We start from the raw sequence: 25,187 nt of genomic DNA, 5'->3' as shown, positions 1-25,187 counted from the left end.
CCGCCCGGGCTCCCCCGCCCCTGACGCCTTCCCGAGCCAGCGGAGCGCGCCCCGCCGGGGGCAGTGAGCGTCCCGGGGCCGCACCGGGCGCGGTGGCGGGGCCGAGAGGGAGCGGCCCACGGCCCGGGCAGTTGGCCACGGTGCCCGGCGCGGCCGGCCGGCTCCGTCCCGGCGCGGCGGGCCGGGACGCCACGAGCCGGTCGGAGAAGAGACGGCATCGGAGCCGCGGACCCCGGCCTCACCGGGCACCCGGACGGGCGCGGCAGCCGGCGGCACGGCCCGGGCCGGTGACCCGCACCGGGCGCGGTGGCGGGCCCGAGAGGGAGCGGCCCCGGCCTGGGTCAGTGACCCGACCCGGAGCCACGGGCCCGAGAGGGAGCGGCCCCCGGCCCGGGCGTCCGGCTGGGCGGCGAGGGCGCCCCAGGGGCGCTGGCGTCCGCCGCTGACGGCGGCGATGCCGCGCTCGTCGTAGCGGGAGGTCGCCAGTGACCACGCCAGGTTCCCGGCCATCACATGGCGCATGCCGTCGACGTAGTGGTCGACGTGCCCCCGCACCTCCGCCGGGACGCGGCGCGCGTGCAGCGCCGCCGGGAGGGACGCGGCGAGCTCGCCGAAGCGGGCGATGCGCTGGTTGGCGAGCGCGGCCGTCAGGTCGACGGCCTCGTCCAGCGAGCAGTCCTTGTGCCCGCGCAGCACCAGCACGCTGTTGTTGACGTCGCCCGCGGCGATCTCCTTGACGAGCGACACGATGTCGTTGACGAAGATCACCACATCGGCCGTGACCTCCCGCATCTCCCGCAGCGGCTCCGTCCCGTGCAGCTCGTCGGGCAGTGCGTAGCCCCCGCACCGCTCGGTGAAGTCCAGGCACGGCTGCACGCCGATGGAGTGGCGCCGCAGTTCCAGGAAGGCCTCCGGAGTGGGCAGGCCGTCCGCGTTGCGGTTGCGGGCCTCCCCCTGGTGCGCGTCCATGTAGGCGAGCCAGTGCGCGCGGAAACGGCGCCGCCAGTGCGGCGCCCTGCCCGCCGTGGAGCGGCGCCAGATGTCGCCGAACGCCCGGACCAGCGGCGGCCCGGAGACCGGCAGGGTGTCGTCGGGCGTCATGATCCGCCCCAGGCTGTCCACCAGGCGTTCTATCGCCCGCGGCCGCATGCCGAGCCCGCCGTCGAACTGGTCGTCGAAGATGAAGAACCACGCGTTGAAATCGGCTGCCAGCTCCAGATCGGCGGCGTTCGCCGTGGGGTAGAAGTACGCCATCAGGCGCTCCAGCCGGAGCGAGTCGTACTCCGCGGTCGCGGCCTCCCCGCCGAGCAGTCCGGTCGTCTGTCCCCACTGGAGCGTGTGCCGCCGGGCCCGTTCCGCATGAGGGTTGAGCAGGGCCGGGAACGGGATCCTGACCGCCGTCGTGCGCCGGGTGGGATCCGCGGGGGTGGGAAAGTGGCCGAAGTCCGTCGCGTTCGCCATACGTGCCCCCTGGTGTCGTGGCGCCCCCGGATGACTCGGGGCACAGGTCCGAGGTGTCTTCGCAGCCTTACGAGGCTAGGGGGAACGGCCCCGATCCGGGAGGCTTCCGCGCCTCGTGGCGGCATCGGATGGCGGCAATCGGTGCACGCTACCGGCGCACGCCCCCCGGGAGGTGCCCCTGTGCCAGGCGTGACGACCGGCCGGGCCGGGGCGGAGTGCGCCGGGCGTACGCCCGTTTCCGATACCAGCTCCGCGCGGGGCGTGCGGCCCGAACGCACAGTCGCGGACACACAACTCCCCGTGGGCGTACGCTTTCGCGCGTACCCGTGTCCCTGCGGTCGAAGGAAGAGAAGTGGCCCCTACGGGAGACCGGCCGGGACGCCCCCGCCGGAAGCTGTTGGAAAGAGACGCGGAACTCAGCGCGGTGGACGCCCTGTTGACCGAGCTCTCGGGATCGGTGGAGGGGTCCGGCGGCCCGGCCGCGGGAGCGCTGCTGGCCTTCGCGGCGCCCGCCGGGCTCGGCAAGACCACGCTCCTGAACGAGGTGCGCCGCAAGGCCGCCGCCCGCGGCTGCACGGTGCTCGCCGCACGCGGCGGCGAGCAGGAGCAGGGGGTCGCCTTCCACGTCGTACGGCAGCTCGTGCAGCCCCTGCTGGCGGCCTCCGACGAGGAGGACCACCGCCGTCTGCTGGGCAGTTGGTACGACATCGTCGCTCCCGCCATGGGCCTGGTGGCGCGCGGCGACGCCGGCACCCCCGACCCGCAGGGCGTCCGCGACGGCCTGGACTGGATCGCCACCCGGTTCGCCGTGCAGCACGCGCCGCTGGTCGTCATCCTCGACGACGTCCACTGGACCGACGCCGAGTCCCTCGCCTGGCTCACGGGCTTCGCCCCGAGGGTCACCGAGCTGCCGATGCTGCTGGTCGTCGCCTACCGGTCCGACGAACTCCCCGCCGACGCCGCCGCCTTCGCCGGCCTCGCCGAGCGCCACGGCTCGCATCCGTTCGACCTCGCGCCCCTGACCCCCGGCGCGGTCGGCAGCCTGGTCCGCGAGGCGCTCGGGGACGAGGCCGACGAGGGCTTCTGCCGCGAGGCGTGGGCCGTCACCGGCGGCAACCCCTTCGAGACGGTCGAGGTCGCGGCGAAGTTCGCCGACCGCGGGCTGAAGCCCCAGGACGTCCACGTCGCCGAACTGCGCGAACTGGCCTCGGCGGTGAAGGGCAGCGGACTCGTCGACCGGCTGGAGCGGCTCGGCACCTCCACGGTGCGCTTCGCCTGGAGCGCCGCCGTCCTCGGCGCCGAGTCGTCGCGGAGTCTGGCCGCGGGCGTCGGCGGCCTGGGCGAAGCCGAATCCGCCGACGCCGTCGCCCGGCTGCGCGAGGCCCGCATCCTCGCCGCCCCGCCGGCCGACGACCCCGACGACGACCGGCTGGAGTTCTTCCACCCGCTGGTGGCCACCGCCGTGTACCGCGCCATACCCGCCGCGTTCCGGGTCGCCATGCACGGCCAGGCGGCGGCGGTCGTCTCGACGGCGGGCCTCGGCGTCACCAGCGTCGCCCGGCATCTGCTGGAGGTGCACCCGGAGAGCGACCCCTGGGTCGTGCGGCAGCTGCGCGAGGCCGCCCGCGACTACCTCAGGTCGGGGGCTCCGGAGGCGGCACGGCGCTGCCTGGCCCGCGCGCTGCGCGAACCTCCCGCCCTGGACGAGCGGGCGGACGTGCTCTTCGAACTGGGCTGCTCCGCCCTGCTCACCGAACCGGCCACCACGGTCAACCACCTGCGTGCCGCCCTGGACGAGCCGGTCCTCGCCCCCGCCCTGCGCGAGATGATCGTCTACCGGCTGGCCCAGGCCCTCGGCCACTCGGACCGGATGGCCGAGGCCGCCGAGACCGTCGCCGAGGCGGCCCGCGAGGCCACCGACGCCAGGACCCGGCTGCACATGCAGGCCGAGCAGTTCATGTGGAACGCCTTCCGTGCCGACGAGCCCGACTCCCCGGCCCGTTCGCGCCGGCTCGCCCGCCTCGCCGAGCACCTCTCCGGACGCAGCCTCGCCGAGCGCTACATCCTGGGCCTGCGGGCCTGGGACGCCATGGTGCGCGGCGAGTCCGCCGAGACGGCCCTCCACTACGCGCGCGAGGCCCTCGGCGACGGCATGAGCTTGACCGACGACCAGTACGGGTTCGAGGTCCCGGTCCTCGTCGCGCTCACGTTCATGTACTGCGACCAGCCGGGGCAGGCCGAGGAACTCTTCAACGCCGGCATCGCCGAGTGCGAACGCAAGGGCTGGCGCGGCGCCCACCTGTCGTTCGGCTTCACGCTCCTCGGCTACATCCGCTACCGCCGGGGCCGTCTCGACGAGGCCGAGACCCTGGTCCGCGCGGGGCTGCGCATCGCGGACCGGGTCGGGCGCAACGTGCCCGCCCAGTACTTCGCGATCGGCATCCTCATCGAGATCCTGCTCGGCCGCGGACGCACCGAGGACGCGCACGACGTCGCCGTCAAGTACGGCTACGGGGACGTGGTGCCCAGCGCCGTGGTCTACCCCGACGCGCAGACGGTCCACAGCGAGCTGCTGCTCGCCCTCGGCCGGCGGCGGGAGGCCGAGTACGAGCTGGCACGGGTCGGCCTGCGACTCGAACCCCGCGGCATGCGCAACCCCGCCTGGTGCCCGTGGCGGCTCCATCTCGCCCGGTCCACCGACAACCCGGAGCACGCCACCGCGCTCGCCGCCGAGGCCCTGGAGATCGCCCGCCGCTTCGGCACCCAGTCGGCGATCGGGCAGGCGCTGCACACCACCGCGTCGATCACCGAGAGCGCCGCCGAGCGTCTGCGGCTGCTGGCGGACGCCGTCGCGCACCTGGAGCGTTCGCCCGCCGGCTTCGACCTCGCGAGCGCCCTGGTGGACCACGGCATCGCCCTGCGCCGCGCGGGCCTGCGCCAGGAGGCCGGCGAGCAGCTCCACCGGGGGCTGGAGGGCGCCGCGCAGTGCGGCGCCGACGCCCTGGCCGCCCGCGCCCGCGAGGAACTCGACGCGGCCGGCCTGTGGCCGCTGCAACTGCGCTCCGACGACACCGGGCTGCTCACCACGCAGGAGCGGCAGGTGGCGGAGTGGGCCGTGGCCGGCCGGTCCGACGACAGCATGGCCGCGGAGCTGGGGGTGCCGCTGTCGGTGGTGACGCGCCTGATGTCCGACATCTACCGCAAGGTCGGCTCGGACCGGGCCGGCCTGGAACGGATGATCCGCCGGCAGGGACCGCCCCCGCCGCGCTGAGGCGGGGTCCCCCCGCATGCCGCGCGGGGGCCGGCGCGGCGGACTGCCCCCGCCGCGCCGAGGCGGGGTGTGCCGTGGGCGGCTGCTGTGCCGGGGCGGCCCCGTCGTTCCTCGGGTGCCCGTCGCTGCCGGGGTGCCCGGCGCCTGCCGGGCACGCTGCACCGCGGGTCCTGTGCTGCACCGCGGGCTTTGTGCTGCCCGGTGGCCGCCCGGACCGGCGCCGGCTCGGCGGCCGGGGCGGACGCGCCGGGCGCGTGACCGGTCCCTGCCTGACGGTCCCGCGCCCAGCGCCTCCAGGGGGAGGTGCCCTTCAGTACGGACGCGGCGGCCGAACCGTTCAGTCCGTCCGGCCCCCGTTTCAGCGCTCCCGGCGCGACACCGCGACCGAGGCCAGCGCCACCCCCGCGGCGACGGAGAACACCGCAGGCCACGCGCCGACCTTCTTCGCCAGCGGGTGCGAACCGGCGAACGCGGCGATGTACGCGGCGCTCAGCCCGGCAGCCGCCTTCGGCCCCGCGTCCCGGTGCCACTGACGCGCCGCGACGGCGCCGGCCGCGGCGAGCGCCACGCCCCCGAGGGGCCGCTTCCCGGTGAAGCGGGCGACCGCGTACCCGCCCACGAGACCGCCTGCCGCCACCGCTGCCGCGGGAACCCTGGCCATGATGCCGCCACCTTTCGTCGCCGTCCTGGTCGCCCTGCTGGTCGTCCATGCCTTCCGGCTCTGCCGCCGAGCCTAGGACCCGCCGCGGGGCGCCCGTCGCGGGGGCCGGGAGTGCCGGGCGGCTGCCCGCCCGAGGGCCCGGACCCCCGGGCACCGCCCGCGCGCCTCAGCGCAGGAGCTGGCCGCGCACCGCCCCGTCCGGGAACTTCTCGGTGTGGATGTTGGAGTAGAACTCCCACGGCTGCTTGCGGATCTCGTCCAGCACCCCCTTGTGCTGGTGCTCCAGCCGGCCCGACACGGCGAACACCCCCTCCGGCACCGGCTTGTCGAGCAGCCCGAGCACGACGTCGCCGTTCGTCCCGAAACCGCCCCGGTGGATGTGCGCCGCCTGCGGGGGCTGGATGTTCACCCAGGCCAGCGAGAAGTCCACGGACCGCCCGGACGGATGCAGGAACGTCACCGCGAAGCCGTCGTCGTCACCCACCTTGGCGGGATCCGTCACCGGCACCTCCTGGACGCCGTTGGACAGGGCCCGCAGCTTCCCGCCCTTGATGATGTGCAGCGGGTTGATGTTCCGCTTCAGCCGCTTCAGCTGCCCGCGCACCGCCCCACCGGGGAACTCCGCGCTGTGCAGGTTCAGATAGAAGCCGGACGGGTGCGCCCGGAGACGGTCCGCCAGCTTCGCGTCCTTGATCACGCCGTGCCCGGCGGCCGAATGGACGGAGCCCGGCATCTCCGTGCCGAAGAGCGGCACCCGCACCTCGCCGTTCTGCCCGGCCGCGCCCTGGTGGATGTGGCCCTGGCTCGGCACGAAGCCCTGCCACTGCATCGCGAAGACGATCCGGTCGCCCTTGATCTTCACCAGCGCGACGGCCTCCCCGTCCGGGTCGTTCACGGCGGGGCCGCCCTTCTCGGGGACCTCGTGCGCGCCGGTCATGACGACGGCGAAGGTCACCGCTCGGCCCTTGCCCTTGGTGGTGAACGCCGCCGCCTCGGCCCGGTCGGGACTTCGGCCCCCTCCGTGGCCGTCGTGCGCTGACGCGGGGGCGGCGGCCCCTGCCGCCGCTGCCAGCACCATCAGCGCCGCGGGCACGGAGGCATGGCGGAATCGGAACGTGTGCATGGGGAGGTCCTCCCGTCGGGGCCGGCCCTCGTCCCCTGGCCGTGTCATGGAGCGGCGCGGCCGGCCGTCGGTCGGGGTCCAGTACGGGTCGTGCCCGACCGTCGTTCAACGCGGACGTCCGGCGAACGGGCGTGAACGCCCCGGCGGTGCGCCGCGTATCACCGGCCGTACGCAACCGGCCACACCCCACCGCGAACGAGGAGTCCAGCATGCGCGGCACCCCCCACCCGGCCCGGACCAGGTCCCTTCTCGCGGCCCCGCTGGTCGCCCTCGCGCTGCTCGGCGCGACCGGGTGCGAGGACTCGGGACAGGGCTCGGGCTACGGCGCCGGGGCGGCGTCCCCGTCGGCGGCGCAGCAGCGGGACGCCGCCGCGGGCGAGAAGGCCCCCGCGCCCGACGCCGGCGCCCCCGCGTCCTCCGAGGCCCCCGACGCCGACGCCGACGCCGGCTCGGACGCCGCCCCGGACGAGGGCACGGCACCCGCCTCCGTGACCACCGCGGAGTCCGACCTCGGCACGATCCTGACCGACAGCAACGGCCGCACGCTCTACGCCTTCACCAAGGACAAGCCCGGCACGACCACCTGCGACGCCGACTGCATCGCCGTCTGGCCCGCGTTCACCTCGGCCGCCGAGCTCACCGCCACCGGCACCGCCGACCCCGCCCTGCTCGGGGAGACCCGGCTCGGCGAGGGCGCGGAACAGGCCGTCTACGGCGACTGGCCGCTCTACTACTACGTCGGTGACGTCCTCCCCGGGGACGTCAACGGCCAGGGCCTGGACGGCGAGTGGTTCGCCGTCGCCGCCGACGGCACCCTCGTCAAGGACGGCGTCGAGACCGTCGCCTGACCCCCGCGGACGGCGTTGTCGTACCCGTCCGGCACCCTGAACCCATGCTCATCGAGGGACACGACCCCGAGTCCGACGACCCGCTCGTGGCGGGCGAGGACCTGCTCGCGCTGCCCGGCTTCTGGCTCTGCCACCTGGGCTTCCTCGGCCCGTCCGGCACGCGCCCCGAGACCTTCGGCACCGACGCGGCCGACGCCGACGCGGCATTCGAGACGGTCATGGACGAGGAACGCTGGCCCGTCCTCCGCATCCCGTTCGGCGGCGGTCACACGGCGGTGGTGCTCTACCGCAACTTCGAGGACGACGCGGGCGTGGAGTTCTTCGTCACCCACCCGGAGTGGGGCGGCCGCCGGGGCCACCTCGCCACGATCGACGGCCACCAGGCCGGCCCCGGACTCGCCTGGCGCGAGCTCCACCACATCGCCCGCACCCCGGACCCTTCGGCCCCAGGCGTCCAGGACCCGCACACCCGGCTGCTGCTCCTGCTGCCCGCCCTGGGCGACGCCGACCTCCCCGGCGACGCCGGCGCCGAGGTCGCCGCGGCTCTGACCGCGATCGGCGCTCCGTCGGACGAGGCCCCGGCCCTGGCGTCCGCCCTGCTCGCGCACCACCCGTTCTGGTCGCCGGCCGCATGGACCTTCCCGTCCGCCTCCCCGCTCAGCGGCGCCGGCGACCCGTACGAGGGCGTCCTGTGCTGCGACGGCCCCCTCAGCCCCCGCAACGGCCTGCGCATCGCCCAGGGCATCAGTCGTGCCCAGCACGAGCGGCTGGCCATGGCGATGGGGACGTGGCCGTCATCGGGCTGAGGTGCTCATCCGCCATCGGCGTGCACGACCGCATCAAGACCTGGGGGCAGGACCACCCTCATGACTACCGCTGAGCGTGTTCAGGAACGCCGACCACACCGCTCCGGAGAAGGCGAGCCGGGCCCGGCCTGGAAGCTTGCTGTCCCGCACGGCCGTCGCGCCGCCGGGTAGCCGGGCCGCCTCCACGCATTCGGTCCCGCTGCCGCCGCTGTACGAGGACGTGAACCAGTGGAGGTCGTCGCGTTCCATCACAACTCCTTGCGAGCCCGGTGCAACAGCGCGACCGACGCGGGGATGTCCAACGCCTGTGCGCGCAGGTAGTCGAACGCCAACCTATAGCGTTCGAGTTCCTCCGGCTTCTCCATGAACAGGCCGCCGCCGATGATGTCCACGTACACGACGTCGAGTTCGGGTGATGGGCCGCCGAGCACGACGAAGCTGCCCACCGCCGCTGCGTGGGCGCCACCGGCGAAGGGCAGTACCTGAACGGTCAGGTTCGGGGAGGCCATCAGGGACAGAAGGTGGTCGAGCTGCTCGCGCATCGCCGACGGCCCACCGACCACACGCCGGATCACCGCCTCGTCGATCACCGCCCAGATGTGCGGGGGAGCCTCCCGGTTCAGCAACTCCTGCCGCTTCATGCGGATGTCGACCATGTGTGTGATCTCGGCCTCGCTGCAGCGCATCTCCGAAGCGCGGTGCACAGCCTCGGCGTACGCCCGCGTCTGGAGCAGTCCGGGGACGTACATGCAGGCGTAGTGGTCCTCGCGGACCACCTCGTCCTCCAGGGTGAGCATGAGATTCATCGACTCGGGGATCGGATCGGCAAGTGAGTGCCACCACCCCTGGATCCTCGCCCCTTTGGCGAGTTCGACGAGCGCTTCCCGCTCGGCGTCGGTGGCCTCGTACTCCCGGCAAAGAGCCTCAACGGCAGGCCACTTGACCGCGCCCTCCTTGCGCTCGTACCGGCTGAGCGTGGCCTTCGAGATGCCGACCCGAGCTCCGGCCTCTTCGAGGGTGAGGCCCCTGCGCTCCCGCAGGCGTCTGAGGTCTGCCCCCAGCTGACGCCTGCGCGTCGTCGGTCCCAGAGCCATGGTGAACACCCTCCTACGTGTATCCGTGAGAGCTTGCCCGGCCGGCGATGGCCACGACAAGCCGGTGTGCGCCGGGGGCGTGCGGAGCGGGCCGTGCTCCCGCCCCAGCTCTATGAGAGTTCCATTCTGAGAGTTTCACTGTCACGCTATGTGGCGAGGCGACTACCTGGGTCGCGTCGACTGTGGCTTTGGAAGGACACGTGATGATCGGTGATTGCCGCGTTGCAGTGGCCCGTAGAACGTGGGAACTGCCGTTCCTGGCTGAGGCGCGAGAACTGGCGGGTCTCAGGCGACTCCTGCGCATGCACCTCGGTTTGTGGGGCATCCCCCACCTTGCAGAGCCGGCCCAGACCTGCGTCACGGAACTCGTCTCCAACGTGATCCGCCATGTCGGCGAGCTGACCCCGACGACGCTCACCGTCTCGATGAACGGCACCTTCCTGCGCCTCGAAGTCCAGGACCCCGACACCCGTGCCCTCCCCACCCTGCTCGCGGCCGGCCCCGACGCCGAGGGCGGCCGGGGCATGGCCCTCGTCGACGCCGCGGCGGACCGCTGGGGCGTGATCCTCCGCGCGGACTCCAAGGTCACCTGGTGCGAACTGGCCACCGGCCTGACGGCCGCCGACGGCCACGTCGGCCACCCCGGAGTCACCCGCGCCGAGGCCCTGCTCGGTCTCTACGGCTCCGTCCGCCACCCCGCGGGCACCCCGCGCACGCGGCTGACCGTCGCCACGGCCCAGGAGTCGGTGATCGCCGTCATCACCGACCTCCTCCTCTGGCTCCGCGCCCACGGCTGCGATGTGGACGAGGCGCTTGACCGGGCGCAGGGGCACCTTGACGTGGTGACGTAGGCCTCTCTAGCCGTCGAGGTGGCTAACTTGCCGCGATCGTCGAGTACGTCCACACATCCGCAGGCATCTGGTGCTGAAGTTCCCAGGTGATGCCCATGGGCTTGCTGCCCTTGTGCTCGACATAGTCGGCGGGGCCTAGAAGCATCCAGGGCTGTGGGCCGCCGATGTCGGTCTTCTTGTAGCGGCGCACGAACAGAAGAATGTGGGTGCCGAGCTCCCCATGGGTTCGGTAGCGCACGCCAGTGGGGGAGGTCTCCGAGGTCTGGTTCTGGGACTCCCAGTGGAATCGGCGGTCGCTCAGCGCGTAGTCGTGATAGCGGGTCTGCGGGGAGAAATCCTTCTCGTCCTTCTCCAGGGTGATCAGCAGGGCGTCGGCTCCGATGTTCTCGCACCACTTCACCCCCTCGCGGAAGTGGCCCGGCATGAACCCACCGATGAACGACTGGCCCAATGCGGGCAGGATCTCCTCACGGCTGTAAGTGGCATGGATGGTCAGCGGTAGGTTGGCCAGTTCGCCCAGGAGGGGAACCGGAACGTGGTCAGTGTGGTCGAGGTTGTAGGCGAGAACCTGGCGCAACTCGTCCCGGAAGGCAGGCTGCCGCCGCAATGCGTCCAACCCCTCCTGGTAGCCCGCGAAGCCACCGAGGGGCCAAAGGGAGAAAAACAGCATGCGGGCGTACGCCTGCCCGCGGGCATCCAGCTCCGTGTACGCGGGCGCGTCGTCTGACAGCAGCAGGGAGTATGCGGCGACACGGTGCGGGTCGTCCACGTGGAGGAAGGCCGAGGCCCGCTTGAGTAGCATTGCCTCCCCCTCGGGTGCAGTAGCGGGCAGGAGCTCAGCTCTGCGCAGCAGACCTGTCCAGGTCCCGGTACCGCGGTAGAGCTCCTTGAGCTCGCGTCCACTCTCGCGGAGGTAGGCAGAGAGTCGAGGTTCGGCGTATTGCCGCACTTCCCGGGCTAGCTGCGTGACGTTCACGCCGATCTGGCTGCGGATGTTGCTGAGGATCAGCTCCTTGGCCTTGCGCTCAAGGATGATCTGGCAGCCGGAGGGAAGCTGCGGGAAGTCGTGCTCGATGTGGTCCAACAGCCGATTGCGCGTGAGGTTGGTGAGGGCCCGGAACTGCTCCTCGAACCGGAACTCCGCGCGGTGCTGGCCGATGAAGTCCAGCACGGTGAGAACGGCCTTGTCCTCGCTGCGCCGCAGCCCGCGTCCGAGTTGCTGGAGGAACACCGTGGCGCTGGACGTCGGGCGCAACAGGAGCAGCGTGTCGACGTCGGGCACGTCCAGGCCCTCGTTGAAGAGGTCCACCGAGAAGATCACCTGGAGTTCACCGGACCGGAGGTCGTCCAGCGCGGCCTTGCGGCGGTCTCGCGGTGTCTCGCCCGACAACGCCACGGCTGCGAAGCCGGCTGCCCTGAAGAATTCGGCCATGAAATCGGCATGGGCCACGGACACGCAGAAACCGAGCGCCCGCATGGAGTCCGGATCCGCCACTTTGTCTTGGACAGCCCGCACTACGAGGCGGGCACGTGCCTTGTTGCCGGTGAACACCTCACTCAAAGCGGCCGAGTCGTAGGCTCCGCGCCGCCAGGCCACAGCGCTCATATCCGTAGAGTCGGATACTCCGAAGTAGTGGAACGGACTGAGGAGCTCGTTCTCCAGCGCCTCCCAGAGCCGCATCTCCGCCGCGATGCGCCCATCGAAGAACTCGTCCTGGACGTTACGGCCGTCCATGCGCTCAGGAGTGGCTGTCAGACCGAGGAGTTCCACGGGCGTGAAATGGTCGATGATCCGCCGGTACGTCGGGGAGACGCCATGGTGGAACTCATCGATCACGATCACATCGAAGTGGTCCGGTGCAAGCTGCTCCAGGGCGCGGGCGTTGAGGGACTGCACGCTGGCGAAAACATGGTTCCACTCCGTGGGTGCCAGGCCGCTGTGGAATTCTTGGCCGAAATTGGCGTCGATCAGGACATCCTGATACGTCCGCAGTGATTGGCGCAGGATCTCCTGGCGGTGGGCGACGAAGAGCAGTCGGAGTTTCCTCCCGTGCTGTCGGACGAGCCGTTTGTAGTCGAGCGCCGCCATCACCGTCTTACCCGTGCCCGTGGCGGCGACCAGAAGGTTCCTGTGCAGGCCGTGGACCGTGCGCTCGACCTCCAGCCGTTCCAGCATGTCCCGCTGATACGGGTGGGGCCGCACCTCTAGACCGGAGAGGGTGATGGGGCGGCTGCCGTCCGACCGGGCTCCAGGACCCTGACCGGCCTGCCGCAGGGCGTCGTCCAGCCGGGCCCTGTCCCGTTCGGGGTCGTAGGACTCGAACGCCGACTCGCTCCAGTACGAGTCGAAGGTGGCCTCGAACTTGCGCAGAACATTCGGCGTGGCGATGGACGACAGGCGCACATTCCATTCGAGGCCGTCGAGGAGCGCGGCCTTCGACAGATTGGAGCTGCCGACATAGGCGGTGTCGTAGCCGCTGTTGCGTCGGAACAGCCATGCCTTCGCATGCAACCGGGTGGAGCGCAGCTCGTAGTTGACCTTCACCTCGGCGTCGTACTTCTGCACGAGCCTGTCCAGCGCCCTGCGCTCAGTGGCTCCGATGTAGGTCGTCGTGATGACCCTCATGGGCACACCCCGGGCCTGGGCCGCCTCCAGCGACTGCTCTATCACCCGCAGGCCGTGCCATTTGACGAACGCGCAGAGCAGGTCCACCCGATCGGCAGTTGCCAGCTCTGCCCGCAATTCGAATCCGAAGCTCGGGTCCCCGGGCGAGTTGGTGATGAGAGACGCGTCGGACAGGGGCGTCGCGGGCCGCAGCGCGTAGACGCCTTCGGCCTGCTTCTCCGCGATGGCGAGAAGCTGCCGCGGCCCTTCGGCGACCAGGTCCACCCACTCGCGAGCACCGTCGAGGGAGCTCATGGACTCCAGGATGTGATTGGCCGCGTGCACCCGCTCTTCCACAGGCAGGCGTTCCAGGACGCGCCGAGTCGTTTCTGCCACATGGCGGGCCATGACATGCGGACCCGACTCTGCCCCCACCTCGCCGTCGACGGCACGCCAACGCTCTCCGTCGAGTTGCTGGAGCTGCTTCTCCACCCGGAGCGTGACCAACTGCTCGTACAGACCGGTCACCGGCTCATCGGCATCCATGGGACCTGGCATTGCGTTCCCTCCCCGTTGCGTCCCGCCAGTGATATCAGGCGTCACGGACAGGGCAGTAGGGATTCCGTTACGCGGTGGCGGGCGGTAGCAACACTGCTGCTACCGCGCCCGCCACCGGCCAACGACTCACCCCCCGTGACACCCCCGGTACGGCCTCCCCGACCCGCACCAGCAGCCCGCCGACCTCGCCGGAGGCCAGGGCAGGGCGCGGCCGCGGGCGGCGAGGGTGGTGGCGTACTGGGGGAGCATCACGCCGAGGCCGGCGTCGCGGGCGGCGCGCTCCGCGCCCTTGGCCACGGAGACGAAGAAGGGGTTGGCCATGTCGAGCACGAGCATCGCCAGCATCCGGCTGCTGCCCGCCCTGAGCTGGCGGGCCGACTCGCTGCGGACGAACCCGGTCTGCTCGATGATCCGCTGGACCCGGATCCGGGTGCCCTCCGCCACCTTCTCCGGCCGGTTGAGCACATTGGACACGGTGCCGACCGAGACGTCGGCGAGCCGGGCCACTTCCTTGATGCTCACCGTCTGCGCCACGCGTCCTGCCACTTCTCGTCGGTCCGACCGGGCGGACCATCATATGCCCGCGCGCCCCGCCGCCGAGGGGCGGCGGGGCGCCGGCATCGAGGGGTGGCGGCGTCCGCTTCAGGCCCCCCGGGCCGGGCCGCCCGGAGTGCCGGACGGAGAGGTGCTGCCACCCGTGGCGCCCGGTGCACCTGCGGACGGGGCGGCCGCGCCGGAGAGCACCTGGGCCTTGGCGCGCTCGAACTCGTCCTGGGTGATGTCGCCCTTCTCCTTCAGCGCGGCGAGCCGGTGCAGTTCGTCGACCGTTCCGCCGCCCTCGGTGCCCGCGGCCTTGCGCACGTACTGGCGGAACGCCGCGTCCTGTTCCTTGAGCTGCTCCACGTCCCGCTCGCCCATGCTCCGGCCCCGGGCGATCAGGTAGACGAAGACGCCGAGATAGGGCAGGACGAGCACGAAGACCAGCCAGCCGGCCTTGGCCCAGCCGCCCATGGAGCGGTCCCGGAAGAGATCGGTGCACACCTTGAACAGGAGGAAGAACCACATGACCCACAGGAAGAACCACAGCATCGAGAGGAAGACGTTCAGGAGCGGGTAGTCGTCCATGGCACTCGGCTCCGATCAGGTGAAGGGGTCCTTACTTGATACCCCCGCGACCCGGAGCCCGCATTCCGGGGCCGTGGCCCGACGCGGCGCCCCCGCCGCCCCGCCGGGCGGGCCCGGGCGGCGGCCCGGGCCCGGGCAATCAGGCGGACTGGGCCTCCGCGGCCGTCCGGTACAGGCGGCGCAGCCGCACCACCCCCAGGTCGTGCTGGTAGAGGTTCTCCCGCTGGTCCGCGTCGGCCGGCATGGCCTCCAGCATCACGCGGTCCTGCTCCAGCACGTCCCAGTGGCGCTCCTCGATCAGCGTCCGGTAGAGGAAGCGCCACGCGTCCCGCTGCCAGCCCTGGACCCGGCGGTAGCGCCAGAAGAAGACCCCGGTGCGTCCCGCGTCGACCGGGCAGGCCATGCCCACGATGCCGAACGGTCCGCCGGGGCCCGCCGACGGCGGGTACGGGATGGAGAGGTCGACCCAGTCGGCGCCGGTGCGGCACAGCTCGACCCAGTCGAAGTTGACGCCCCGCTGGTCGGTCTTCTCGAAGAAGTAGCCGCGGTCGGTCTCCCGGATGCGGAACTTCGCCGTCGTGTCACCGTCGAACATCGTGTGCGAGTCGTGGTGCAGGAACGCGCCGTGCATCGGGTCGAGCAGGTTCTCCATGGCGAAGCGCCACGGCACGTTCCACTCCGCGTAGCACAGGAAGGCGTCCACCTCGGGGTCGGTCAGCGGGTCCGGCAGGGCCAGCTCGGCGGGCTCCGGGTGCTCCTCGTCGCCGAACCAGGCGAGGATCGCGCCGGACACCTCGCGCACCGGCAGCGAGGTGACCAGCTTCTTCCCCTCCAGGTTGCAGCCGGGCAGGCCCGGCACGGAGGAGACCGTGCCGTCCGTCCCGACCTCGACACCGTGGTACCAGCAGGCCACCCGGTCACCGAGGTGCTTGCCGAGCGACAGCGGTGCGCCGCGGTGCGGACAGCGGTCGGCGAGCATCGCCAGGGTGCCGTCGGACCGGCGGAAGAGCAGCCACTGCTCCCCGAGCGCGGTCACCTTGCGCATGCCGCCGGGCGCGACGAACCGGGAGGGGACGACTGCGTGCCACTGGTTGCGCAGGCCGTGGGCGTAGATGTGGTCCGCGGTGGCGGACGTCGACAGCGTCATGGTCAGGCTCCCAGTCGGTTCATCTCGGCGCGGAAGGACTCCTCGGTCCAGGGGGCGCCGTCGGCGGCGTGGACCTGGCGGGCGTTGAGGCCGCGCACCACATCGGCCAGCTCGTGGCCCTCGTGGGTGAAGACCTCCTCCAGGGTGGCGGCGAGCTTGTACTCGTACGGCGTCGGCTCGTGCGTACGGGACTGGTGGACGTCCAGGTACGGCCAGGCGCCGTTCACGGGGTCGGTCACGATGTCTCCTGACGGTGCGGGGAACGCGGGGAACGCGGAGGGACGGAAGGGGTCACAGGTCGAGCACGAGCCGGCCGGAGGCGCACCGCGAGACGCAGATCATCATGCTGGCGCCGGCCGCGTGCTCGGCCTCGCTCAGCAGGAAGTCGCGGTGGTCGGGGGTGCCGTCGAGCACCCTGGTCTCGCAGGAACCGCAGATCCCGTCGCGGCAGGAGCTGTTCACGCTCAGCCCGGCCGACTCGGCGGCCTCCAGGATCGAGGTGTCCGGGCCGACGGCGAAGGTCACGCCCGAGGTACGGCACTCGACCTCGAAGGCCGCGTCGTCGCCGGTGCGTTCGACGACGGGCGCGGCGAACCGTTCCAGCCGCAGCGCACCGGCCGGGCAGCGCTCCTCGACGGCGGCCAGCAGCGGCTCCGGGCCGCAGGAGTAGACCAGCGTGCCGTCCGGCAGGTCCGCGAGCGCCGCGTCCAGGTCGATGTGACCGAGCTCGTCCTGCGGGACGAGCGCGATCTCGCCGCCGAGCGCGGCGAGTTCGCCGGTGAACGCCATCGAGGCACGGCTGCGGCCGCCGTAGACCAGCCGCCACGCCACGCCCCGGCGGGCCGCCTCGCGGGCCATCGCCAGCAGCGGGGTGATCCCGATGCCGCCGGCGACGAGGACGTAGCCCGCGGCGTCCTCCAGCGCGAAGTGGTTGCGCGGTGCGGACACGGTGACGAGCTGCCCGGGGCGAAGCGTGGTGTGCACGTAGCGCGAGCCGCCGCGCGAGGAGGGCTCGTTGAGGACGCCGACCCGGTACACGTCCGGGTCCTGGGGGTCGCCGCACAGGCTGTACTGGCGTATCTGGCCGCCGACATGGACGTCGAGGTGCGCGCCGGGCGTCCAGGCGGGCAGCGGCTTGCCCTCGGGGTGGGCGAATTCGACGGACAGGACGCCCTCGGCCTCCCACGTCATACGGCGGACGATCAGCTTCAGCGGGTTGTCGCTCATTGGCCTGGTGCCTCCTTACCGGCAGTCGGGCAGTACGGGGGTGGTGCCGGGCCTACCGGCCCGGGATCCTCACGGGCGGGGTGAAGGGGTTCTTCATCGGTCCGAGCGCCGCCAGGTCGACCTCCACGAGGACCGGCCCGTCGGTCGCGACGGCCTCGGCGATGACGGGAGCCGCGTGGTCCTCGGCGGCGATCCGCAGGTAGGGCAGCGAACAGGCCCGGGCGAGCAGTTCGAAGTCGGGGGTGACCAGGTCGACCCCGGAACGCCGTTCCGCGTAGCGGTCCTGCATGTTGCGGAGCACCCCGTAGCCGCCGTCGTTGAAGACGATCAGGGTCAGCCGGGGCCGCTCCTGGGCGAGGGTGAGCAGTTCGCCGAGGTGGACGGCGAGCCCTCCGTCGCCGGCCATCACCACGGTCGGCGTGCCGGGGCGTGCCAGCGCGGCGCCGATGCCCATCCCGAGGCCCTGGCCGATGCCGCCGCCGCGCGGGAACACGTTGTCGCGGGGGTCGTGCATCGGCAGCAGGCGGTTGCCCCAGCTGCTGGAGGGGATGGTGACGTCCCGGGCGACGACCGCCTCGCGGGGCAGGGCGTCGCGGATCGCCGTCAGGATCGCGGCCTGCGGGCCGATCCCGTCGTACAGCGCCGCCCGCACGTCGTCCCGTACGGCGCCGATCCGGCGCGTCCACTCGGCGTCGGCGGTCCGGGCGTGCGGCAGCAGCGCGGCGAGGGCAGCCGCCGCGTCCCCGTGCAGCGCGTGGGCGGCCGGGTACACCCGGCCGAGGGCGGCGGGGTCGGCGTCGATCTGGATGTGGGCCGCGGGGAGTTCCAGCGTGTAGTCGGCCGTCTCGTTGGACCGGAAGTGGGTGCCGACCGTGAGCAGCACGTCCGCGTCGGCGAGCAGTGCGCGCGCCGCGGGGGCGGTGGCGAAGTTGCCGACGACCTGCGGATGGTCCTCGGGCACCGCCCCGCGCCCGGAGTTGGAGGTGAGCAGTCCCGCGCCGGTCGCCTCCAGGAGCGCGGTGAGCTCGCCGCGTGCGGTGCGGGCGCCGCCGCCGGCCCAGATCAGCGGGCGCCGGGCCGAGGCCAGCAGGGCGCCGGCGGCCGCCGTGTCGCCGTCGCCGGGGACGGGGAGCACCTGCGGGGCGGGTGCCGCGGGGGTGTCCGTCTGCTCCGCGTACTGGAGGTCGATCGGCCACTCCACGCTGGCCGGACCGCCCGGCACGGCCAGCGCGGCGTGCGCCGCCTCGCGCAGGATCCGGCCGGCCGACCGCGCGTCCGGCACCCCGGCCGCGTACGCCGAGACGGCCTTCAGCATGCCCAGCTGGTCCTTGGTCTCGTGGATGAAGCCGCGTCCGCTGCCCAGGTATCCGCTCTCGATCTGGCCGGTGACGTGCAGCACCGGGCTGCCCGCGCTGAGCGCCTCGATCAGCGAACCGGCCGCGTTGCCCGCGCCGGTGCCGGTGGAGGTCAGCGCGCAGCCGATCGAGCCGCGGGCCCGGCCCCAGGCGTCGGCGGCGTTCACCGCGGACGCCTCGTGCCGCACGGGCACGAAGCGCAGCTCGCGGTCGACCGCCTCCACCAGCGGCAGGTTGTGCACGCTGACGATGCCGAAGACGGTGTCGATGCCGAGTTCGCGCAGGACGGCGACGAGGAGATCGCCTCCGTTGTCGTGACGCATGGTGTCTCCTCAGAGGATGGAGCGGCTCACGCCGCCGCAGACGTCGATGCTGGTACCGGTGATGTACGAGGCGCGGGGCGACAGCAGCGCCACGACCGCGTACGCCACCTCCTCGGCCCGCCCCAGCCGGCCGAGGGCGACGCCCCGGTCGGCGGCGAGCTCCGCCTGCCACTCCTCGTAGCCCAGCGGGCCGCCGGCGGCGGCGTGGCGGCGGGTCCACTGGCCGGTGTCGACGAGTCCCAGGCACACCGAGTTGACCCGGATGCCCTCGCCGGCCAGCTCCGTGGAGAGGGACTTGGAGAGGTTGAGGATGCCGGCGCGGGCGGCGCTCGTGGTGATCAGCCGGGTCTCCGGCTGTTTGGCGAGCACCGCGTTGATGTTGACGACGCTCGCCGCGTCGGAGGCGGCGAGATACGGGCGGGCGGCGTGCAGCGGATGGAGCACACCGGCGAACTTCAGCTCCAGCTCGTCGCGCCAGTCCTCGGCCGTGGAGTCGTCGAGCCCCTTCATCCGGGACTGCCCGGCGTTGTTGACGAGTCCGTCGATCCCGCCGAACTCCTCGGCGGCGCGGGCGGCGAAGCCGCGCACCGCGCCGGCGTCGCGCACGTCGCACACGGCGGTCAGCAGCCGGCCGGGCCCGGCGCCGAGGCCGGCGGCCGCCTTCGCCAGCCGTTCGGCGTCGCGCCCGCAGGTGGCGACGCGGGCGCCCTCGTCGAGCAGGGCGCGGACCGTGGCCAGGCCGACGCCCGAGCTGCCGCCGGTGACCACGATCGTGCGGCCGGCGAGTCCCAGATCCATGATGGGTGCTCCTGCGCTTCAGTTCATGGTGAAGCCGCCGTTGACGGCGATCACCTGTCCGGTCAGATAGCGGGACTCCTCGCCGAGCAGGAAGGAGACGATCCCGATGAGGTCGTCGGGCCGCTGCGCGCGGGAGACGGCCCGGTTCATGCGGTAGAGGTCGTGCCGCTCGGCGGGCACGGTCTCGGTGGCCTCGCACTCGGTGAGGCCGGGGGCGACCGCGTTGACGGTGACGCCCCGGTCGCCCAGTTCGCGGGCCATCGCCCGGGTGAGCGCGATGACCGCGCCCTTGGACGCGATGTAGTGGGCGAGGCGCGGGGAGCCGTAGAGGGCGGCGTCCGAGGCGATGTTGACGATCCGGCCGGGGGAGCCCAGATACGGGTGGAGCGCCTTCGCCACCAGCCAGGGGCCGCGGGCGTTGACCGTCATCAGCCGGTCCCACGCCTCGACGTCGATGTCCTGGAACTCCTTGCCGCCCACGCCGTTGGCGAGCGCCGCGTTGTTGACGAGCCCGTACAGCCCTCCCGCCCCGGCGACCGCGGCGGCCAGGGACTCCACCGAGGCGGGGTCGGCCACGTCGCAGTGCACGAAGCGGGCGTCCGCCCCCTCGGCGCGGAGCTCCGCGGCCGCCCGCTCCCCGCGCTCCGGGTCGAGCTCGGCGAGAACGACCCGGAAGCCGTCCGCGCCGGCCCGGCGGGCCATGGCCAGTCCCAGGCCACGGCCCGCCCCGGTGACGACGACGGTGCGCACGCCGCCCTCGGCTATGTCAGTCACGGGTGACGCCGTGCATCGGCGAGTACTCGGGGTAGGACGGCACCTGCGGCTTCCGGGTGCCGATGACGACGCAGAACAGGGCGTCGGTGTCGCCCTCGTTCTTCAGGGAGCGGGTCACACCGGCCGGGACGACGATCATGTCGCGGTAGCCCAGGGTGCGGTACTCGGCCTCGTCGGGTCCGCGGTGGATGCCGACCCTGACCTCGCCCTCCAGGACGAAGAACGCCTCCTCGACGTCGTGGTGGGTGTGGGCCGGGCCCTCGGCGCCGGGCGGCAGCAGCATGTTGGAGAAGGTGAAGCCGCCGGACGGGATGATGCGGTTGTCGTTCTCGTGGTTGCCGGTCGCGCCGGAGCCGACGTAGCGGATCTGGCCGCGGCGGTACTGCGGGCCGGCCTTCTCCTGGAAGGAGAGGGTGCCGAAGTCCGCGACCCGGGAGTCCTTCGTCGCGATGAGCGAGTCGGTGTACGCGGAGAGGTCGCCGCCGTTGTCGTACTCGGTGGTGGTCAGAGGCATGAGGACAGCTCCTGTTCGGTGGGGGCCGCGGTGTCGGGGACACCGGCGGTGATCCGCAGATGGGCGAGCACCCAGGCGTTGAAGCGCCCCGGCTGCTCCTGGTTGGCCAGGTGACCGGCGTCCTTGACGATCACGTAGGCGGACTTGTGGACGGCGCCCGCGAGCACCTGGCTCGCCTCGACGCCGGTGACCGTGTCCTGTTCGCCGCACAGCACGAGCAGGGGCGCGGTCACGGAGGGAAGCTCGGCGCGCAGGTCCGCGCGGGCCATGGACTCGGCGGCGTACGCGTAGCCGGGCAGCCGGACGGCGGCCGCCATGGTGTCGACGACCCGGCGCACCAGGTCCCCGGGCGCGCCCGGCGACACCAGGCGCGGCCCGCGGGCCTCGGCGAACGCGCGGGCCCCGCGCTCGGCCAGCTCGGCGGCCCGCGCCCGCATCCCCGCGGCCCTGGCCTCGTCCGTGCCCGAACCGGGACTGGAGTCGGCCACGATCAGCGAGTCGACGAGCTCCGGGTGGCGGGTGGCGAGCCGCAGCGCGATCACACCGCCCCAGGAGACGCCGAGGACATGGGCGCCGGCGCCCCGCTCGCGGATGACGGCGGCCGCCGCGTCCGCATAGTCGTCGAGCGTCAGCGGTCGGGCGGGATCGGGGGAGCGGCCGTAGCCGGGCGCGTCCCAGGCCACCACCCTGACGGAGGAGGAGAGCCCGGCCAGCTGAGGGGCGAAGGCCGCGGACGACGAGCCGATGCCGTGCAGGCACAGCAGCAGCGGACCCCGGTCGCCCGCCTCCTCCAGATGGACGGCGGGGGCGGCGGCGCTCACAGGATCTGTCCCGTCCGCCCGGCGAGCGCACCGAGCGAGCGCAGCACCGCGTAGGGCACGACCTGGCTGGTCGCGGGGTTGCCCGGGTCCGGCAGGTGCGCGACCTCGAAGCGGTACGCGCCGTGCGGGCCGGACGCCTCCACGACATGCCGGGTACGGTCCGCCGCCGGGTCGGCGACGACCTGGACCCGCACAGTGTCCAGGTCGCCGACGGCCAGCGCGACCGAGGCGGCCACGTTCGTCGACTTCGGGAACTTCACCGGCACGTCGCGGGCGGTGCCGGACATCACCTCGACGGGGCCGGTCGCCGTCCGCATACGGGTCAGCAACTCCTCGTCCATCCAGGGCTGTTCGAGGGTGGCGGGCAGCTTGGTGGTGGTGAGCCGGACCTCGTCCAGCGGACCCAGCGAGCGGGCCGCCTGGAGCAGGTCGAGCCCGCCGACCGCGCCGCCGGTGAAGTAGACCCGGCCGGGGCCGGCGGCGAGCAGCCGCTTCGCCAGCTCGTCGTCGGTGAGCGCCCCGGTGGAGGCGACCAGCAGATCCGTGCCGGAGGCCAGGATCCGCTCGCCCCACTCCCGCACGACGCCCTGGCCCGCGGCCTCCACGATCAGGTCGCACAGCTCCAGCGCCTCCTCGAAGGGGACCTGCCGGGCCGGCGCGGCCTCGCCGAGGGGGCGGTTGTCGACGACGCACGCCAGCTCCGCGCCGGGCAACCGGCCCTCGGCGAGCGCGGTGCCGACGATCCGGCCGATCGCGCCCCAGCCGACCACGCCCACCTTCCGTGCGGTGCTCATGCGGCGTCCTCCCGGGTGTCGTGCGGGAGTGGGGCGAGCGGATCCTGGCCTCCGGCACGGATCTGCTGGTCGCCTCCACCGGGGCGCTCACCGACGACGAGCTGGCGAAGCGGCTGCTCGCCGCCGGCCCCGGCCGGGTCTACTTCACCGGCGGCGCGGTCGGCGGGCTCGACCTGCTCCAGGCGGCCCGCTCGCTGGGTCCGCTGGACGAGGTCCGGCTCACCACCACCAAGCTGCCCGCCACCCTCGAACAGCCCTGGATGGACGAGGAGGAGGACGCCGCATGAGCACCGCACGGAAGGTGGGCGTGGTCGGCTGGGGCGCGATCGGCCGGATCGTCGGCACCGCGCTCGCCGAGGGCCGGTTGCCCGGCGCGGAGCTGGCGTGCGTCGTCGACAACCGCCCCCTCGGCGAGGCCGCGCCGGCCCGGCAGGTCCCCTTCGAGGAGGCGCTGGAGCTGTGCGACCTGATCGTGGAGGCCGCGGGCCAGGGCGTCGTGCGGGAGTGGGGCGAGCGGGCCGGGGTCCGGTGTGCCCGCCATGCGGCAGCGGATCTCCGGGGACGGCGGCCCGGCCGTACCCCACAGGTCGGACAGCTCCGGCACCCGCCGCCACACCCGGGCGATCCAGGCGTCCTCGACGATCTGGGCGACCTCGGAGGTGTACTCGCAGACCAGCCCGGACGGGTCGGTGAAGTAGGAGAAGGTGTTGTTGCCGGGGCCGTGGCGCCCGGGGCCCCACTGCGGGGTGATGCCGTGGTGGCGGAGCCGTCCCAGACCGCGCATGAAGTGGTCGACCGAGGTCATCTCGTAGGCGACGTGGTTGAGGGAGGTCCACTCCGCCTGGTTGAACGCGATGCAGTGGTGGTCGGCGTTGCAGCGCAGGAAGGCCATCTGGTGCTCGGACCAGTCGGAGACGCGCAGCCCGAGGACGTCGCAGTAGAAGGCGACGGCCGCGTCGATGTCGGTGGTGTTGAGCACCGCGTGGGTGACGCCCACCGGCACCGCGCCGTCCCGGCCGCGCGGGACCACGGCGTGCACGTCGGCGCTGATCTCCACGAGACGCCGCTCGGGGTCGGTGAAGCGCACGCCGTAGCCGCCGCCCGCCTGCTCCAGCGGGCCGGGGCCGAAGACGGGGACGATGCCGCGCGCCTCCAGGCGCCGGGCGGCCTCGTCGACCTCGCCGGGTGTGCCGACGGCGAACGCGATCCGGCCGAGGCCCACGCGCTCGTGCTCGGTCAGGTGCAGCACGTGGTGCTCGTCGCTCGTGCCGCGCAGCCAGCGGGCGCCGGTGTCCGACTCGACGGTCGTCAGGCCCCAGACGTCCTCGTAGAAGCCGGCGGCCTCGGCGAAGGCGGGCGTGTGCAGCTCCACGTAGCGCAGATGGCGGAGCCGGGCGATGGGACCGGGCGGTGGACGGTGCATGAGTGTCTCCAGACGGGCGGGTGCGGGGCGGGTCGGCCGGCGGGGGGTGCGCCGGATCAGCCGGCCCAGGGCAGGGGGGCGTCGGAGGTGCCCCAGTACAGGGACTTCTGCCGCTGGTAGGAGCGGATCGCGTCGCGGCCCTTCTCCATGCCGAGGCCGCTGTCCTTCCATCCGCTGAACGGAGTGGAGGCGCTGAACTGCTTGTAGGTGTTGATCCAGACGGTGCCCGCCTCGATCCGGCGGGCGAGCCGCCACGCGGCGCGTGCGTCGCGCGTCCAGATGCCGCAGGCCAGCCCGTAGACGGAGTCGTTGGCCTGGCGGACCAGGTCGTCCTCGTCGTCGTAGGGGAGGGCTACCAGGACCGGGCCGAAGATCTCCTCCTGGCAGGTCCGGGAGGTGTTGGGCAGGCCGTCGAGGACGGTCGGCAGGTAGTAGGCGCCGTCGCGGTACCGCTCGCCCTCCGGGGCCGAGCCGCCGCACAGCACCCTGGCGCCCTCGGAGCGGGCGAGGTCGACGTAGGCGGCGACCGCGTCGCGGTGGCGGTGGTGGACCAGCGGGCCGACCTGCGTGGCGGGATCGGTGCCGGGGCCGACCCGCAGCGCGCGGACGCGTTCGACCAGCCTGCCGAGGAAGGAGTCGTAGAGCTCACGGGCGACGAACAGCCGGGAGCCGGCGATGCAGGACTGCCCGCTGGACGAGAAGATCCCGAACAGCACACCGGCCAGGGCCTGCTCCACATCGGCGTCGGCGCGCACGATGGTCGGCGACTTGCCGCCCAGCTCCAGCGAGGCGGGCACCAGCTTCTGCGCGGCGACGGCGGCGATCCCGCGGCCGGTGGACGTGCCGCCGGTGAAGCCGATGCGGGCGACGAGCGGATGGCGCACGAGGGCGTCGCCGACGGTCCGGCCGCTGCCCGGGAGCACCGACAGCAGTGCCGTGGGCAGCCCGTGCTCCTCCAGCGCCCGGGTGATCAGCCGCCCGAGGCACAGGGAGACGAGCGGCGTCCAGGCCGCCGGCTTGAGGAGCACGGCGTTTCCCGCGGCGAGCGCCGGGGCGATCTTCTGGGCGTCGCTGGCGACGGGGGAGTTCCAGGGGTTCACGGCTCCGACCACGCCCACCGGCTCGTGGACGCTCATGGTCACGTAGGCGCCCCGGGAGGGGGTGAGGGCGTCCTCGGCCGTCTCCAGGGCCGCCGCCATGTAGCGGAAGGTGCCGGCCGCGCTGAGCGCGAGCGCCCGGGTCTCGGCCAGGGTCTTGCCGGTGTCGGCGGTCTGCACCGCGGCGAGCTCGTCGGCCGCGGCCTCGACGAGGTCGCCGATCCGGTGCAGCACGCGGGCCCGCTCGTGCGGGAGCAGATCGCGCCAGCGGGGGTCCGCGGCCGCGGCGGCCGCCGCCTCGGCGGCCTCGCCGACCTCGTCTGCGGACGCGGAGCGCACGGTGGCGAGGACGCGGCCGGTCGCCGGGTCGACGGTGTCGACCGGCTCGCCGGCGCCGCGCCGCCACTGGCCCGCGATCAGGATGTCGGTGGGGTAGTGGGGCACTGCGGCTCCTCCGGTCGGTGCGGCGGGCGGGGGGACGCGGACAACTCGGCAGGAGGTCCGGAGACTT

Annotated in this window: 20 protein-coding genes and 4 pseudogenes; 5 read left to right on the top strand and 19 right to left on the bottom strand. The window is 73.0% G+C overall.

Annotated elements, in window-relative coordinates:
• Positions 1 to 1,461 (bottom strand): isoafricanol synthase (locus EAO77_RS22490; RefSeq protein ID WP_187283365.1); only part of this gene is annotated, 1,461 nt, incomplete at its 3' end.
• Between the two features lie 424 nt (positions 1,462 to 1,885).
• On the opposite strand from EAO77_RS22490, the gene EAO77_RS22485 reads away from it, so the two are divergent.
• On the top strand, positions 1,886 to 4,732 hold the full coding sequence (locus tag EAO77_RS22485) for an ATP-binding protein (RefSeq protein WP_410088651.1): 2,847 nt from the start codon (positions 1,886 to 1,888) through the stop codon (positions 4,730 to 4,732).
• A gap of 358 nt (positions 4,733 to 5,090) precedes the next feature.
• Here EAO77_RS22485 and EAO77_RS22480 read toward each other — a convergent pair whose 3' ends face one another.
• Both EAO77_RS22480 and EAO77_RS22475 read right to left on the bottom strand, forming a co-directional pair.
• Positions 5,091 to 5,393, bottom strand: a complete 303-nt coding sequence (locus EAO77_RS22480) for a hypothetical protein (protein ID WP_147990113.1) — start codon at positions 5,391 to 5,393, stop codon at positions 5,091 to 5,093.
• Positions 5,394 to 5,559: 166 nt separating this feature from the next.
• Positions 5,560 to 6,516: a CHRD domain-containing protein gene (locus EAO77_RS22475; protein WP_147990112.1), complete on the bottom strand. Its 957-nt coding sequence runs from the start codon at positions 6,514 to 6,516 to the stop codon at positions 5,560 to 5,562.
• Between the two features lie 209 nt (positions 6,517 to 6,725).
• On the opposite strand from EAO77_RS22475, the gene EAO77_RS22470 reads away from it, so the two are divergent.
• Positions 6,726 to 7,364: a hypothetical protein gene (locus EAO77_RS22470; RefSeq protein ID WP_147990111.1), complete on the top strand. Its 639-nt coding sequence runs from the start codon at positions 6,726 to 6,728 to the stop codon at positions 7,362 to 7,364.
• A 44-nt stretch (positions 7,365 to 7,408) separates the two neighbouring features.
• Complete coding sequence (locus EAO77_RS38785; RefSeq protein WP_187283364.1) at positions 7,409 to 8,170, top strand: hypothetical protein; 762 nt, start codon at positions 7,409 to 7,411, stop codon at positions 8,168 to 8,170.
• 33 nt (positions 8,171 to 8,203) lie between these two features.
• On the opposite strand, the gene EAO77_RS22465 is transcribed toward EAO77_RS38785, so the two are convergent.
• Both EAO77_RS22465 and EAO77_RS22460 read right to left on the bottom strand, forming a co-directional pair.
• Positions 8,204 to 8,419: a DUF397 domain-containing protein gene (locus EAO77_RS22465; RefSeq protein WP_147990110.1), complete on the bottom strand. Its 216-nt coding sequence runs from the start codon at positions 8,417 to 8,419 to the stop codon at positions 8,204 to 8,206.
• On the bottom strand, positions 8,419 to 9,264 hold the full coding sequence (locus EAO77_RS22460) for a helix-turn-helix domain-containing protein (protein WP_147990109.1): 846 nt from the start codon (positions 9,262 to 9,264) through the stop codon (positions 8,419 to 8,421). Before EAO77_RS22460 ends, EAO77_RS22465 begins: the two co-directional genes overlap by 1 nt.
• A 302-nt stretch (positions 9,265 to 9,566) precedes the next feature.
• Here EAO77_RS22460 and EAO77_RS22455 point away from each other — a divergent pair, with 302 nt between their 5' ends.
• Positions 9,567 to 10,115: an ATP-binding protein gene (locus EAO77_RS22455; RefSeq protein WP_315986107.1), complete on the top strand. Its 549-nt coding sequence runs from the start codon at positions 9,567 to 9,569 to the stop codon at positions 10,113 to 10,115.
• Positions 10,116 to 10,137: 22 nt separating this feature from the next.
• Here the strand turns inward: EAO77_RS22455 and EAO77_RS22450 are convergent, their stop codons facing one another.
• From EAO77_RS22450 to EAO77_RS22395, 12 genes and pseudogenes are all read right to left on the bottom strand, one after another.
• A complete protein-coding gene (locus tag EAO77_RS22450) occupies positions 10,138 to 13,278 on the bottom strand; it encodes a DUF3427 domain-containing protein (protein WP_147990107.1) in 3,141 nt (1,046 codons plus the stop codon).
• 243 nt (positions 13,279 to 13,521) lie between these two features.
• Positions 13,522 to 13,812: pseudogene (locus tag EAO77_RS22445) on the bottom strand (LacI family DNA-binding transcriptional regulator); the annotation flags it as partial.
• Positions 13,813 to 14,013: 201 nt separating this feature from the next.
• Positions 14,014 to 14,403, bottom strand: a pseudogene (locus EAO77_RS22440) (SHOCT domain-containing protein); the annotation flags it as partial.
• Between the two features lie 139 nt (positions 14,404 to 14,542).
• Positions 14,543 to 15,550 (bottom strand): aromatic ring-hydroxylating oxygenase subunit alpha, encoded by a 1,008-nt coding sequence (locus EAO77_RS22435; RefSeq protein ID WP_147990104.1) that lies wholly within the window; start codon positions 15,548 to 15,550, stop codon positions 14,543 to 14,545.
• Positions 15,551 to 15,552: 2 nt separating this feature from the next.
• Complete coding sequence (locus tag EAO77_RS22430) at positions 15,553 to 15,789, bottom strand: recombinase-like helix-turn-helix domain-containing protein (protein ID WP_244882570.1); 237 nt, start codon at positions 15,787 to 15,789, stop codon at positions 15,553 to 15,555.
• Positions 15,790 to 15,841: 52 nt separating this feature from the next.
• The gene (locus tag EAO77_RS22425; RefSeq protein ID WP_147990102.1) at positions 15,842 to 16,777 is read right to left on the bottom strand and encodes a PDR/VanB family oxidoreductase; all 936 of its coding nucleotides are present in this window, start codon (positions 16,775 to 16,777) and stop codon (positions 15,842 to 15,844) included.
• A gap of 52 nt (positions 16,778 to 16,829) precedes the next feature.
• Positions 16,830 to 18,455, bottom strand: coding sequence for a thiamine pyrophosphate-binding protein (locus tag EAO77_RS22420; RefSeq protein ID WP_147990101.1), 1,626 nt, complete (start codon positions 18,453 to 18,455; stop codon positions 16,830 to 16,832).
• Positions 18,456 to 18,464: 9 nt separating this feature from the next.
• Positions 18,465 to 19,253 carry an SDR family oxidoreductase gene (locus EAO77_RS22415; protein WP_147990100.1) on the bottom strand — a complete coding sequence of 263 codons (789 nt, stop codon included), beginning with the start codon at positions 19,251 to 19,253 and terminating at the stop codon, positions 18,465 to 18,467.
• A gap of 18 nt (positions 19,254 to 19,271) precedes the next feature.
• Positions 19,272 to 20,027: an SDR family oxidoreductase gene (locus tag EAO77_RS22410; RefSeq protein WP_147990099.1), complete on the bottom strand. Its 756-nt coding sequence runs from the start codon at positions 20,025 to 20,027 to the stop codon at positions 19,272 to 19,274.
• Positions 20,020 to 20,541, bottom strand: a complete 522-nt coding sequence (locus tag EAO77_RS22405) for a cupin domain-containing protein (protein ID WP_147990098.1) — start codon at positions 20,539 to 20,541, stop codon at positions 20,020 to 20,022. Before EAO77_RS22405 ends, EAO77_RS22410 begins: the two co-directional genes overlap by 8 nt.
• Positions 20,532 to 21,362, bottom strand: a complete 831-nt coding sequence (locus EAO77_RS22400) for an alpha/beta fold hydrolase (protein WP_147990097.1) — start codon at positions 21,360 to 21,362, stop codon at positions 20,532 to 20,534. Before EAO77_RS22400 ends, EAO77_RS22405 begins: the two co-directional genes overlap by 10 nt.
• A complete protein-coding gene (locus EAO77_RS22395; protein ID WP_147990096.1) occupies positions 21,359 to 22,156 on the bottom strand; it encodes an aspartate dehydrogenase domain-containing protein in 798 nt (265 codons plus the stop codon). Before EAO77_RS22395 ends, EAO77_RS22400 begins: the two co-directional genes overlap by 4 nt.
• A gap of 14 nt (positions 22,157 to 22,170) precedes the next feature.
• Here EAO77_RS22395 and EAO77_RS22390 point away from each other — a divergent pair.
• Positions 22,171 to 22,428: pseudogene (locus tag EAO77_RS22390) on the top strand (aspartate dehydrogenase); the annotation flags it as partial.
• A gap of 227 nt (positions 22,429 to 22,655) precedes the next feature.
• On the opposite strand, the pseudogene EAO77_RS22380 reads toward EAO77_RS22390, so the two are convergent.
• Both EAO77_RS22380 and EAO77_RS22375 read right to left on the bottom strand, forming a co-directional pair.
• Positions 22,656 to 23,579, bottom strand: a pseudogene (locus EAO77_RS22380) (VOC family protein); the annotation flags it as partial.
• Between the two features lie 56 nt (positions 23,580 to 23,635).
• Entirely contained in the window at positions 23,636 to 25,120 is a 1,485-nt protein-coding gene (locus EAO77_RS22375) for an aldehyde dehydrogenase family protein (RefSeq protein WP_147990095.1), read from the bottom strand.
• Positions 25,121 to 25,187: the final 67 nt, after the last annotated feature.

It is taken from the genome of Streptomyces sp. T39 (assembly GCF_008042045.1).
Classification (GTDB): Bacteria; Actinomycetota; Actinomycetes; order Streptomycetales; family Streptomycetaceae; genus Streptomyces.
Note: the sequence above shows the minus strand (reverse complement) of the source record. Positions and strands in the feature narration are given on the sequence as shown.

Bases quoted from the DNA above. Each gene is read 5' to 3' on its own strand.
- EAO77_RS22480 (WP_147990113.1), bottom strand. From the start codon at position 5,393: ATGGCCAGGGTTCCCGCGGCAGCGGTGGCGGCAGGCGGTCTCGTGGGC.
- EAO77_RS22465 (WP_147990110.1), bottom strand. From the start codon at position 8,419: ATGGAACGCGACGACCTCCACTGGTTCACGTCCTCGTACAGCGGCGGC.
- EAO77_RS38785 (WP_187283364.1), top strand. From the start codon at position 7,409: ATGCTCATCGAGGGACACGACCCCGAGTCCGACGACCCGCTCGTGGCG.
- EAO77_RS22450 (WP_147990107.1), bottom strand. From the start codon at position 13,278: ATGCCAGGTCCCATGGATGCCGATGAGCCGGTGACCGGTCTGTACGAG.
- EAO77_RS22395 (WP_147990096.1), bottom strand. From the start codon at position 22,156: ATGAGCACCGCACGGAAGGTGGGCGTGGTCGGCTGGGGCGCGATCGGC.
- EAO77_RS22425 (WP_147990102.1), bottom strand. From the start codon at position 16,777: ATGAGCGACAACCCGCTGAAGCTGATCGTCCGCCGTATGACGTGGGAG.
- EAO77_RS22405 (WP_147990098.1), bottom strand. From the start codon at position 20,541: ATGCCTCTGACCACCACCGAGTACGACAACGGCGGCGACCTCTCCGCG.
- EAO77_RS22475 (WP_147990112.1), bottom strand. From the start codon at position 6,516: ATGCACACGTTCCGATTCCGCCATGCCTCCGTGCCCGCGGCGCTGATG.
- EAO77_RS22460 (WP_147990109.1), bottom strand. From the start codon at position 9,264: ATGGCTCTGGGACCGACGACGCGCAGGCGTCAGCTGGGGGCAGACCTC.
- EAO77_RS22470 (WP_147990111.1), top strand. From the start codon at position 6,726: ATGCGCGGCACCCCCCACCCGGCCCGGACCAGGTCCCTTCTCGCGGCC.
- EAO77_RS22455 (WP_315986107.1), top strand. From the start codon at position 9,567: ATGCACCTCGGTTTGTGGGGCATCCCCCACCTTGCAGAGCCGGCCCAG.
- EAO77_RS22415 (WP_147990100.1), bottom strand. From the start codon at position 19,253: ATGGATCTGGGACTCGCCGGCCGCACGATCGTGGTCACCGGCGGCAGC.
- EAO77_RS22420 (WP_147990101.1), bottom strand. From the start codon at position 18,455: ATGCGTCACGACAACGGAGGCGATCTCCTCGTCGCCGTCCTGCGCGAA.
- EAO77_RS22435 (WP_147990104.1), bottom strand. From the start codon at position 15,550: ATGACGCTGTCGACGTCCGCCACCGCGGACCACATCTACGCCCACGGC.